Source organism: Variovorax paradoxus (assembly GCF_902712855.1).
Lineage (GTDB): Bacteria > Pseudomonadota > Gammaproteobacteria > Burkholderiales > Burkholderiaceae_C > Variovorax > Variovorax paradoxus_Q.
The window spans coordinates 4,150,700-4,163,465 of sequence record NZ_LR743507.1 but is presented as its reverse complement, the minus strand read 5'-3'; the positions used below and the strand labels follow the sequence as shown (position 1 = coordinate 4,163,465).

Genomic DNA, 12,766 nt, shown 5'->3' with positions numbered 1-12,766 from the left:
GTGCAGGCGCGCCGCTCGCCCGATGTAGGACGCGTCCTGCATGCACACGCGGCGATGTCCACTCTTGGGCCGCTCCGCCTGCGCGCTGAATCGCCGCCGACCCCGCAGGGGCAACAAGGAGACAGACAGATGAATTTCGAAGGCATCTATTGCTTCGACACCGCATGCGTTCGCTTCGCCTTTTATCCCGAGGGCCCCACGGGTCCGCGCGTTCTCGCGCAGATCTCCGAGGAAACGCTGCACGACGAATTCGGTGCACGCGAGATGGGCGACCGCCTGCTGGAGACGTGCCGCCAGCATTTCCATGCGATCGAGCCCGCCGCAGTGGCCCGCTACCGCAGCACGTCGTGCCAGCCGATCACGCTCACCCTCGAAGACTTCTCGCTGCACGCCTGACGTGCCGAAACGGCGGCGTCGCCTGGATGCCACCGAACGGTCACGAAAGGTACGTGGAAAGGACACGGGCAACTCTCCGACAAGGCGAGTAGCTTCAGACCGTATCCGCGGCACACCGGCTCCCCCGCAAATTGCGGTCTAGCCAGACGAACTACGCAGGCGTTCCTTGAACCGCCCCGTGTGAGCCGTGCATCTGGCTTTCTCTATCAAGGAACGCCGGTGCCTCTGAACCATTCACTCCCGGGCGAGCGAGACGCCTATCTTTTTCACGAGGGCACACACGCCCGCCTGTACGACCTGCTGGGCTGCCACCCGCAGGCTGGCGGGGGTGCCCGCTTCGCGGTGTGGGCGCCCAATGCCGAGTCGGTCTCGGTCGTGGGCGACTGGAACTACTGGTCGGGCGACGCCGACCCGCTGGTGCCCGACCACGACACCGGCATCTGGCAGGGCCACGTGCCCAACGCCGCCATCGGCCAGACCTACAAGTACCGCATCCGTTCGCGCTTCGGCGGGTACACCGTCGACAAGGCCGATCCCGTGGCCTTCAGCGCCGAACTGCCGCCGGCCACCGGCTCGCGCATCTGCGAACTCTCCTACGAGTGGAACGACGACGAGTGGATGGCCACGCGCGGCGTGCGCAACGCGCTCGATGCGCCGATGTCGGTCTACGAAGTGCACATGGGCTCGTGGCGGCGGCATGACGGCCAGTTCCTGGGCTACCGCGAACTGGCGCACGAACTCGCCGACTACGTGAACAAGATGGGCTTCACCCACGTGGAGCTCATGCCGGTGACGGAGCATCCGTTCTACGGCTCGTGGGGCTACCAGACCACCGGCTACTTCGCGCCCACCTCGCGCTTCGGCACGCCGCAGGACTTCATGTACCTGGTGGACCACCTGCACCAGCAGGGCATCGGCGTGCTGCTCGACTGGGTGCCTTCGCACTTCCCGACCGACCAGCACGGGCTGGCCTTCTTCGACGGCACGCACCTCTACGAGCATGCCGATCCGCGCCAGGGTTTCCACCCCGAGTGGAATTCGAGCATCTTCAACTACGGCCGCTCGGAGGTCCGCAGCTTCCTGGTGTCGTCGGGGCTGTTCTGGCTCGACCTGTACCACCTGGACGGCCTGCGCGTGGACGCGGTGGCTTCCATGCTCTATCTCGACTACGCACGGAATCACGGCGAGTGGATTCCCAACCGCCACGGCGGGCGCGAGAACCTCGAGGCCATCGACTTCCTGCGCACGCTCAACCGCGCCGTCTACCGCGAGTTTCCCGACACGCTCACCGTGGCCGAGGAATCGACCGCGTGGCCGCGCGTGTCGCGCCCCACCGACATGGACGGCCTGGGCTTCGGCGAGAAATGGAACATGGGCTGGATGCACGACGCGCTCGACTACATGAAGGAAGACCCGGTCAATCGCAAGTACCACCACCACAAGCTGACCTTCTCGCTGGTGTATGCCTTCAACGAGAACTTCGTGCTGCCGCTCTCGCACGACGAGGTGGTGCACGGCAAGGGCTCGCTCATCAACAAGATGCCCGGCGACAGCTGGCAGCAGTTCGCGAACCTGCGTGCGCTGTTCGGCTTCATGTGGGCGCACCCCGGCAAGAAGCTGCTCTTCATGGGCGGCGAATTCGGCCAGCGCCGCGAATGGACCCATGACGGCGAACTCGAATGGTGGGTCACCGGACAGCACCATCACGGCGGGCTGCAGAAGCTGGTGGCGCAGCTCAACCGCGTGTACCGCGAATCGCCCGCGCTGCACCAGCTCGACTTTTCCGCCGCCGGCTTCGAGTGGCTCGCCGCGGACGAGGCCGAGACCAGTGTGTTCGCCTTCCTGCGCAAGGCCGGCGACGGCAGCCCGCCGCTGCTGGTGGTGAGCAACATGACGCCGGTGCCGCGCACCAACTTCGTGCTGGGCGTTCCCGCCGGCGGTTTCTGGCGCGAAGTCATCAACACCGACGCGGCCGAGTTCGGCGGCGCGGGCTGGGGCAACCTCGGCGGCGTGGAGGCCGCCCCGGTGCGCTCTCACGGGCGCATGCAGTCCGTTTGCCTCACGCTGCCGCCGCTTTCGACGCTGATCCTGGAGCAACGTCCGACACCATGAAGAACATATTCGCGACCACCCGCCACGCACCCGTGGCCGACGAGATGAACCCCCATGGCAACGTGCGCGCAGTGATCGATGCCGTGCTGCCCGCGGTGGACAACGGCCGCTTCGCAGTGAAGTGCGTGGCCGGCGAGCGCGTGCGCGTGCGCGCGCACTGCTTCACCGACGGCCACGACGTGCTGCGCGTGATGCTCTGCTGGCGCGCGCAGGACCAGGGCGAGTTCCGCGAGGTGCCGATGAAGCCGCTGGGCAACGACGTGTGGGAGGCCTCGTTCTCGCCGCCCGCGCTCGGCCGCTACGTCTACACCGCGGTGGCATGGGTCGATCCTTTCGAGTCGTGGCGCAGCGAGATGACGCGCCGCGTCGATCCCGACGACGTTCGCATCGCCTCGCAGGTCGGTGCGCTGGAGATCGCCGCTGCCGCCGAACGCGCCGACGGCGTGGACCGCACCGCGCTGCAGCGCTGGGCCACCGAGCTCGATGCCGTGGCCGCCACGCCCGGCGCCGATGCGGTGGCGCTGAAGGCGCTGGCGCTCGACGAGGAACTGGCCGAGACCGCGCGCCGCCACCCCGACCGCCGTCACGCCGTGCGCCATCCGGTCGAGCTGCCGCTCGTGGCCGACCGTGAACGCGCGCGCTTCAGCACCTGGTACGAGCTGTTCCCGCGTTCGGCCGGCAAGGAGCGCGGCGTGCACGGCACCTTCAAGGACGTGGAAGCGCGGCTGCCGGCCATCGCCGCGATGGGTTTCGACGTGCTGTACTTCCCGCCCATCCACCCCATCGGACGTACGCAGCGCAAGGGGCCCAACAACAAGCTGGTGAGCGGCCCCGAGGACGTGGGCAGCCCCTGGGCCATCGGCGCGGCCGAAGGCGGCCACAAGGACATCCTGCCCGCGCTCGGCACGGCGGAGGACTTCCGCCACCTGGTCGCGCGCGCCGCCGAGCACGGCATGGAGATCGCGCTGGACATCGCCTTCCAGTGCGCCCCCGACCACCCTTACGTGAAGGCGCATCCGGACTGGTTCCGATGGCGGCCCGACGGCAGCGTGCAGTACGCCGAGAACCCGCCCAAGAAGTACCAGGACATCTACCCGTTCAACTTCGAGAGCGAGGACTGGCGCGGCCTGTGGACCGAGCTGAAGAGCGTGTTCGAGCACTGGGTGGGCGAGGGCGTGCGCATCTTCCGGGTCGACAACCCGCACACCAAGGCGTTCCCGTTCTGGGACTGGGTCATCGCCGAGATCAAGCGCACCCACCCCGAAGTGATCTTCCTGGCCGAAGCTTTCACGCGGCCCAAGGTGATGCACCGGCTGGCCAAGGGCGGCTTCTCGCAGAGCTACACCTACTTCACCTGGCGCAACACGAAAGAAGAGCTGGTCGAGTACTTCACCGAACTCTCGACCGCGCCGGGCATCGACTACTTCCGCCCCAACGTGTGGCCCAACACGCCCGACATCCTTCATGAGCAGCTGCAGGGTGGCGAGGTGCCGGTGTACATGTCGCGGCTGGTGCTGGCAGCCACGCTGTCGGCCAGCTACGGCATCTACGGCCCGGCGTACGAGCTGCGCGAGCACCTCCCGCGCGAGCACGGCAGCGAGGAATACCTCGATTCCGAGAAGTACCAGCTGCGCCACTGGAACCACGACGACCCGCAGAGCCTGGCGCCCTTCATCGCGCGGGTGAACCGCATCCGCCGCGACAATCCGGCGCTGCAGTGGGACCGCACGCTGCGCTTCCTGCACATCGACAACCCGCAGCTGCTGGCCTACGCCAAGAGCTCGGCAGACGGCAGCAACGTGGTGGTGACGGTGGTCAACCTCGACCCGCACAACGTGCAGTCGGGCTGGGTGGGCCTGGAGCCTGCCAGCGTGGGCGTTAGCCCGCCATCGCGCGCTTTCCAGATGCACGACCTGCTCAGCGGACAGCGCTTCATCTGGCAGGGCGACTGGCATTACGTGCGGCTCGATCCGCACAGCGTGCCTGCGCACATCTTCGTGGTCCGGCGGCGCCATGGCGACGAGCGCGACTTCGACTATTTCCTCTGAGGCCGCCCACCCATGAATGCACCCGTTTCTCACATCGCGCTTGAAACCGTCGAGATCGACAACAGCGACGATCCGCTGTGGTACCGCGATGCGGTGATCTACCAGCTCAACGTCAAGGCCTTCTTCGACTCCAACAACGACGGCATGGGGGACTTCCAGGGGGTCACGGCCAAGCTCGACTACGTGAAGGAACTGGGCGTCAACACGATCTGGCTGATGCCGTTCTATCCGTCGCCGCTGCGCGACGACGGCTACGACATTTCCGAATACGAGGACGTCCATCCGCAGTACGGCTCGCTGGACGACTTCCGCGTGATGCTGTCGGAGGCGCACAAGCGCGGCCTGCGGGTCATCACCGAGCTGGTCATCAACCACACGTCGAGCGAGCACCCGTGGTTCAAGGCCGCCCGCCTGGCGCCGCCCGGTTCGCCGGAGCGCAACTTCTACGTGTGGAGCGACACCGACCAGATCTACCAGGGCACGCGCATCATCTTCACCGACACCGAGACGTCGAACTGGACCTGGGATCCGGTGGCCAAGCAGTACTACTGGCACCGCTTCTTCAGCCACCAGCCCGACCTGAACTTCGACAACCCCGCGGTGATGGAGGCCATCTTCAAGACGATGCGCTTCTGGCTCGACATGGGCGTCGACGGTTTCCGGCTCGACGCCATTCCCTACCTGGTGGAGCGCGACGGCACCAGCAACGAGAACCTGCCCGAGACGCACGCGGTGATCAAGCGGCTGCGCGCGGCCATCGACGCGCAGTACAAGAACCGCTTCCTGCTGGCCGAGGCCAACATGTGGCCCGAGGACGTGCGCGAGTACTTCGGCGACGGCGACGAGTGCCACATGGCGTACCACTTTCCGCTGATGCCGCGCATGTACATGGCCATCGCGCAGGAGGACCGCCATCCGATCGTGGAGATCATGGCGCAGACGCCCGACATTCCCGAGGGCTGCCAGTGGGCGATTTTCCTGCGCAACCACGACGAGCTCACGCTCGAGATGGTGACGAGCAAGGAGCGCGACTACATGTACACCATGTACGCGGCCGACACGCGCGCGCGCATCAACCTGGGCATCCGCCGGCGCCTCGCGCCGCTGATGGAGAACGACCTCGACCGCGTGAAGCTCATGAACGGCATGCTGCTGTCGATGCCGGGCTCGCCCATCATCTACTACGGCGACGAGATCGGCATGGGCGACAACGTGTTCGTGGGCGACCGCAACGGCGTGCGCACACCGATGCAGTGGAGCCCCGACCGCAACGCCGGCTTCTCGCGCGCCGACCCGCAGCGCCTGTACCTGCAGCCCATCATGGACCCGATGTACGGCTACGAGGCGCTCAACGTGGAGACGCAGGCGCGCGACGCGAGCTCGCTGCTCAACTGGACCAAGCGCATGCTGGCGGTGCGAAAGACCAGCCATGCCTTCGGACGCGGCAAGCGGCGTTTCCTGAAGCCCGGCAACCGCAAGATCCTGGCGTACCTGAGCGAATACGACGGCGACGTGATCCTCACCGTGTTCAACCTTTCGCGCGCGGCGCAGCCGGTCGAGCTCGACCTGTCGGAGTTCAAGGGACGCGTGCCGATCGAGATGCTCGGCCGCTCGGCGTTCCCGCCGATCGGCGAACTGCCGTACCTGCTCACGCTGGCTTCGTACGGCTTCTACTGGTTCAAGCTCACGGCCGAGGCCGACGCGCCGAGCTGGCACGACCAGGGCGTGGCGCTGCAGGAGTGGCCCACGCTGGTGCTGTTCGACGGGTGGACCAGCTTTTTCCGCGACCGCGTGATGCCGTGGCGCATCGGCATGGCCGAGCGCATGCGCAACCAGTTCGAGCTGGACACGCTGCCGCGCCACATCGAGATCCAGCGCTGGTATGCGTCCAAGGCCGTGACCATCGACCGCGCCCGGCTGGTCGACCACGCGGTGTGGGAGGCCAACGGCCTGAGCTGGATGCTGCCGCTGCTCGAGCTCGACGGACCGCCCGGCGGCGCCACCTACTTCATGCCGCTCGCGCTCGCCTGGGAAGAGCGCGACGAGGAACGCATGGCCGGCGTGGCGCAGGCCGCGCTCGCCAAGGTGCGCCAGCAGGCGCAGGTCGGCCTCATGGGCGACGCCTTCTACGACGAGGCCTTCTGCCGCGAACTGGTGCGCGCCATCGGCCAGGGCGCCGAGCTGCAGACCGGCAAGGGCAAGCTGGTGTTCAGGCCCACCGCGGCGTTCGCCGCGCTCGCGGTCGACATCGACGCGCTGCCCGTGGGACGGCCCAGCGGCGTGAGCAGCAACACGGCGGTGACGCTGAACGAAACGCTGTTCCTCAAGGGCTACCGCCACGTGCGCGAAGGCATCAACCCCGAGCTGGAGATGGGCCGCTTCCTCACCGAGGTGCAGTATCCGAACTGCGTGCCTGTGCTGGGTGCGCTGGAATACATCGCGGCCGACGGCCGCACCATGACGCTGGCCATGGTGCAGAGCTACGTGGCCAACCAGGGCGACGGCTGGGACTACACCATGGGCTACCTCGAGCGCTTCCTGCGCGACGTGGCCACCACCGACGGCGCCACCGAGGCGCCCGACGTGCTCGCGGTGCACGGCGGCTTCCTCGCGCTGATGGCCACGCTGGGACGGCGAACGGCCGAGTTGCACCGCGCGCTGGCCAGCCGGACCGGTGCCGCCGCCTTCGACCCCGAGCCCCTGTCGGCGACCGACGTGGCGGGCTACCGCACGCATACGGCGCAGGACGCGACGGCCACCATGGCGCTTCTGCGCGAGCGCATCGGTGCGCTGCCGGCGGGCGCGCAGGCCGACGCCGAGACCCTGCTGGCCGCCGCCGATGCGCTGCAGGCGAATATCGCCGCGCGCCGCTTCGTGGGCGAGGGCGGCGGCGGTGCGGCGCTGAAGAGCCGCTACCACGGCGACTACCACCTGGGCCAGGTGCTGGTGAAGGACAACGACTTCGTCATCATCGACTTCGAGGGCGAGCCGGCGCGCAGCTTCGAGGAAAGGCGCAGCAAGAGCTCGCCGCTGCGCGACGTGGCGGGCATGCTGCGGTCGTTCAACTACGCGCGCTGGTCGGCGCTGCGCCGCGTGGCGCAGAGCCCCGAGGAGGCCGAGAAGCTCGCGCATCCCGCCATCGCATGGGAGCGCGCCACGCGCGAGGCCTTCCTGAAGGGCTATGCCGAGACGCTGGCCGCGCCCGACGGCGCGCCGATCGATACCGAGCTGCTCTCGCTGTTCGAGCTCGAGAAGGCGCTCTACGAGTTGCGCTACGAGCTGAACAACCGCACCGACTGGGCGCAGGTGCCGCTGCACGGCGTGCTTGCGCTCATCCGCACGCCGCAGGCCTGACGCCGGCCGCCTGGCTCCGGCCGCCTTCGCCACTCACTTCGGAAGAAACTCATCATGGAAAACTTCGGCATTCACCTGGAGCCGCTGCGCGCCATCCTGTACCAGATCGGCGCGTTCATCCCGCGCCTGCTGATCGCGGTGGTCGTCGTGGTCGTCGGCTGGCTTGTCGCGAAGGCGGTGCGCTTCGCGGTGACCAAGGCGCTTCGCGCGATCAACTTCAATGTGCTCACCGAGCGCGCCGGGCTCGACAACTTCCTGCGCCAGGGCGGCTGGGCGGGCGACACCTGCAGCCTGTTCGGCGTGCTGGCGTACTGGCTGGTGATACTGGCGTCGCTGCTCATCGCCTTCAACGGCATGGGACTGAGCTACATCGCCGACCTGCTGGGACGCATCGTCTGGTTCGTGCCCAACGTGTTTGTGGCGCTGCTGGTGCTGGCCTTCGGCTCGTACTTCGCGCGCTTCGTGGGCGAGGCTGTGGGCAGTTACTTCCGCAGCGTCAAGATGCAGGACGCCATGCTGTTCGCGAAGGTCGCGCAGTACGCGGTGATGGCCTTCGTGATCCTGATCGCGCTCGACCAGATCAAGGTCGGCGGCGACATCGTGCGCGAGAGCTTCCTGGTGATCCTCGCAGGCGTGGTCTTTGCTTTGGCCCTGGCATTCGGCCTGGCAGGCAAGGACTGGGCGAAGGCGCAGATCGAGCGCTGGTGGCCGCGGCAGGCGATGCGCCCGCCGGTCCAGCCGCTCGCACCGCCTCCGCCGCCGCCCATGTCCCAGCAACCCGCACCGCACCGGTTCGACGACCGGCCACCCCGCTGACAGGCTTCCAGCTCCGCGCCGCAGACGGCCACTGAATGACACGAAAAACCAATCCGACGATCACGGCCGTCTGGCCCGGAAAGCCTTATCCGCGCGGCGCCACCTGGGATGGAGAGGGCGTCAACTTCGCTCTTTTCTCGCAGCACGCCCACAAGGTGGAGCTGTGCCTGTTCGACGAGCGCGGGCGCCATGAGCTGCAACGCATCGTGCTGCGCGAGCGCACCGACGGCGTGTGGCACTGCTATCTGCCCGAGGCCCGCCCCGGCCAGGCCTACGGCTATCGCGTGCATGGGCCGTACAAGCCCGAGGAGGGGCACCGCTTCAATCCGAACAAGCTGCTGGTCGATCCCTACGCCAAGGACCTCGTCGGCGAACTGCGCTGGGGCGACGCGCTGTACGGCTACACGGTGGGCGGCAAGCGCGAGGACCTGTCGTTCGACCGCCGCGACAGCGCGCCCCTGATGCCCAAGGGCCGCGTGCTCGAGACCGCCTTCACCTGGGGCGACGACCGCCGCCCCTCCGTGCCGCGGCAGGACATGGTGATCTACGAGATGCACGTGCGCGGCTTCACCATGAACCACCCCGACGTGCCGCCCGAGCTGCGCGGCACCTACGCCGGCCTGGGCTGCGCGCCGGTGGTCGACTACCTCAAGCGCCTGGGCGTGACCACGGTCGAGCTGTTGCCGGTGCACAGCTTCCTCAACGACCGCCACCTGGCCGAGAAGGGCCTGCGCAACTACTGGGGCTACAACACGCTGGCCTTCTTCGCTCCGGAGACGCGCTACAGCGCGTCCGGCAAGGTGAAGGAGTTCAAGACCATGGTGAAGACGCTGCATTCGGCCGGCATCGAGGTCATCCTGGACGTGGTCTACAACCACACCTGCGAAGGCAACCAGCTCGGGCCGACGCTGTCGATGCGCGGCGTGGACAACGCCTCGTACTACATCGTGAACGCCGACAACCGCCGCTACTACGACGACTTCACCGGCTGCGGCAACACAGTGAACCTGGAGCATCCGCACGCGCTGCAGCTGGTGATGGACTCGCTGCGCTACTGGGCCGAGGAGATGCACGTGGACGGCTTCCGCTTCGACCTGGCCTCGGCGCTCGCACGCGAATCGGGCAAGGTGGAAAACCTGGGCGGCTTCTTCGATGCGATCCGGCAGGACCCGACCCTCAACCGCGTGAAGCTCATCGCCGAACCGTGGGACCTGGGCCACGGCGGCTACCAGGTGGGCAACTTCCCGCTCGGGTGGGCCGAGTGGAACGACCAGTACCGCGACGGCATGCGCGGCTTCTGGAAAGGCGACGGCGGTCTCGTCGGCGAGGCCGCAAGGCGGATCACCGGATCGGAGGACCTGTACGGCTGGTCCGGCAAGCAGCCCACCGCCAGCATCAACTTCGTGACTGCGCACGACGGCTTCACGCTGCACGACCTGGTCTCGTACAACGACAAGCACAACGAGGCCAACGGCGAGGACAATCGCGACGGCAACAGCCACAACGTGTCGTGGAACTGCGGCGTGGAGGGCCCGACCGACGACCCCGAGGTGGTGAACCTGCGCGAGCGCCAGAAGCGCAACCTGCTGGCGACGCTGCTGCTGTCGCAGGGCGTGCCCATGCTGCTGGCCGGCGACGAGCGCGGCCACACGCAGCAGGGCAACAACAACGTCTACTGCCAGGACAACGAACTCGGCTGGCTCGACTGGACCCCCACGCCCGAGCGGCTCGCCCTGGCGACTTTCGTCGAGCGCATGGTCGCGCTGCGCCGCGCGCATCCGTCGTTCCGTCGCCGCTCCTTCTTCGCGGGCAAGCCGGCCGAGCGCGAGACCGTGACGGACGTGCACTGGCTCAGGCCGGACGGTGCCGAGATGCGCACCGAGGACTGGAGCGACGCCAACGCGCGCTGCATCGCCATGTTCATCCCCGGCGGCGGCATTGCCGACCGCGGGCCCCGCGGTGAGACGCAGCACGACGACGACTTCCTGCTGTTGCTGAACGCGCACCACGACCAGATCGATTTCACGCTCCCCGCCATGCGGCACGGCGCGTGGCGCCTGCTGGTGGACACCGCCAGCACCACGCCGCCGCCCAGCGAGGATGCCGCCGCACTCGCACCCGCCTGGGCAGAGCCCATTTATCCACTTCAATGCCGCTCGCTCGTCGTGCTGAGCCGGCCGGACGTCAGGCCATGAACACACCTTCGCAACATCACGTGCACGCGATGCCCTTCGGTGCCACCGTGCACGACGGCGGCGTCGCCTTCGCGCTCTGGGCACCGTCGCAGGACATCGTGCATCTCGAACACCGCCCGATGGGCGGCGAACATGCCTCGCACGCCATGGCCCGCGACGCGGACGGCTGGCACCGGCTCGACCTGGCCGGCGCGACGCATGGCGACGGCTACCGGTTCCAGCTGCCCGACGGCACCGCGGTGCCCGACCCCGCCTCGCGCTTCAACCCCGGCGACGTTCACGGTCCGAGCGTGGTGACCGACCCGTGCCGCTACGCGTGGCGAGACGGTGCATGGCGCGGCCGCCCGTGGGAAGAGGCGGTGGTGTACGAGCTGCACGTGGGTGCGTTCACCGCCGAAGGCACCTTCGACGCGGCGCGCGAGCGGCTCGTGGAGCTGGCGGAACTGGGCGTGACGGCGGTGGAGCTGATGCCGCTCGCGGACTTTCCGGGCAAACGCAACTGGGGCTACGACGGCGTGCTGCAGTTCGCGCCCGATGCCTCCTACGGCACGCCCGACGAACTCAAGGCGCTGGTCGACGCGGCGCACGGCCTCGGGCTGATGGTGCTGCTCGACGTGGTCTACAACCACTTCGGACCCGAGGGCAACTACCTGCACGGTTACTGCCCCGAGTTCTTCAACCCAGCGCACCGCACGCCGTGGGGCTCGGCCATCAACTTCGACGGCCCGGGCGCGCGCACCGTGCGCGACTTCTTCGTGCACAACGCGCTCTACTGGGTGGAGGAGTTCCGCTTCGACGGCCTGCGCATGGACGCCATCCACGCGGTGCGCGACAGCTCGCACCCGCACATCGTGCAGGAGATCCGCGAGGCGCTGTCGGCCGGACCGGGCCGGGAGCGCCACGTGCACCTGGTGCTGGAGAACGATGCCAACCAGGCCTCGATGCTCGCGCGCGACGGCCACGGCCTGCCGGTGGCCGGCACCGCGCAATGGAACGACGACCTGCATCATGCGGTGCACGTGCTGGCCACCGGCGAGCGCGACGGCTACTACGCCGACTATGCCGACGACCCGGTATGCCGGCTGGCCTGCGCGCTCGCCGAAGGCTTCATCTACCAGGGCCAGCCCTCTGTCTTCCGCAACGGCGAACGCCGCGGCGAGCCCAGCACGCGGCTGCCGCCGCAGGCCTTCGTGTCGTTCCTGCAGACGCACGACCAAGTCGGCAACCGCGCCTTCGGCGAGCGCATCCATGCGCTGGGCGACCCGGTGCGCCTGCGCGCGGCCATGGCCTGCCTGCTGCTGTCACCGCATGTGCCGATGCTGTTCATGGGCGACGAGTTCGCGGCGTCCACGCCCTTCCTGTATTTCTGCGACTTCGGGCCGGAGCTGGCGGAAGCGGTGTCCAAAGGGCGTCGCTCGGAATTCGGCGGCTTTGCCGGCTTTGCCGACGAAGCGGCGCGCGCGCGCATTCCCGATCCGAACGCCGAGTCGACCTTCCTCGCGTCCAAGCTCAACTGGCGCGAGCGCGGTGCGCGCAAGCACTTCGAGCAGTTCAGCGAAGTGCAGCAGCTGCTGGCACTGCGGCGGCGGCTGATCGTGCCGCGCCTGGCGGGTTCGGCCGGCGCCGGCATCTTCCTGTGCGAGAACGGCACGCTGCGCGTGCACTGGGACCTGGGCTCGGGCCGGCTGCACATGCTGGCCCATTTCGGCGAAGCGCCTTCGGAGCCTGTCGCGGCAACGCCGGGCACCGGCGTTTACAGCCACGGCGCGCATGCGGAAGGTGCCACCTTGCGGCTGGACAGCGGTGCGGTGCATGTCACGCTGGAGGATGCGCACGGTGCATGAC

7 protein-coding genes are annotated in these 12,766 nt (G+C 68.1%); all 7 read left to right on the top strand.

Annotated features, from left to right (window positions below):
• The first annotated feature begins 129 nt into the window (after positions 1–129).
• The 7 genes from AACL56_RS19325 to treZ all read left to right on the top strand — a co-directional run bounded on the left by AACL56_RS19325 (position 130) and on the right by treZ (position 12,765).
• A complete protein-coding gene (locus AACL56_RS19325; protein WP_339091428.1) occupies positions 130–396 on the top strand; it encodes a hypothetical protein in 267 nt (88 codons plus the stop codon).
• Between the two features lie 219 nt (positions 397–615).
• Positions 616–2,508: a 1,4-alpha-glucan branching protein GlgB gene (glgB, locus tag AACL56_RS19320; protein ID WP_339091427.1), complete on the top strand. Its 1,893-nt coding sequence runs from the start codon at positions 616–618 to the stop codon at positions 2,506–2,508.
• Complete coding sequence (locus AACL56_RS19315) at positions 2,505–4,556, top strand: alpha-1,4-glucan--maltose-1-phosphate maltosyltransferase (protein ID WP_339091426.1); 2,052 nt, start codon at positions 2,505–2,507, stop codon at positions 4,554–4,556. The genes glgB and AACL56_RS19315 overlap by 4 nt, the downstream gene beginning before the upstream one ends.
• Positions 4,557–4,568: 12 nt before the next feature.
• Positions 4,569–7,910: a maltose alpha-D-glucosyltransferase gene (gene treS, locus AACL56_RS19310; RefSeq protein WP_339091425.1), complete on the top strand. Its 3,342-nt coding sequence runs from the start codon at positions 4,569–4,571 to the stop codon at positions 7,908–7,910.
• A 54-nt stretch (positions 7,911–7,964) separates the two neighbouring features.
• Positions 7,965–8,726 (top strand): mechanosensitive ion channel family protein, encoded by a 762-nt coding sequence (locus AACL56_RS19305; protein ID WP_339091424.1) that lies wholly within the window; start codon positions 7,965–7,967, stop codon positions 8,724–8,726.
• A gap of 35 nt (positions 8,727–8,761) precedes the next feature.
• A complete protein-coding gene (gene glgX / locus AACL56_RS19300; protein ID WP_339091423.1) occupies positions 8,762–10,921 on the top strand; it encodes a glycogen debranching protein GlgX in 2,160 nt (719 codons plus the stop codon).
• Positions 10,918–12,765, top strand: coding sequence for a malto-oligosyltrehalose trehalohydrolase (gene treZ / locus AACL56_RS19295; protein WP_339091422.1), 1,848 nt, complete (start codon positions 10,918–10,920; stop codon positions 12,763–12,765). The genes glgX and treZ overlap by 4 nt, the downstream gene beginning before the upstream one ends.
• The last annotated feature ends 1 nt before the right edge of the window (position 12,766 follow it).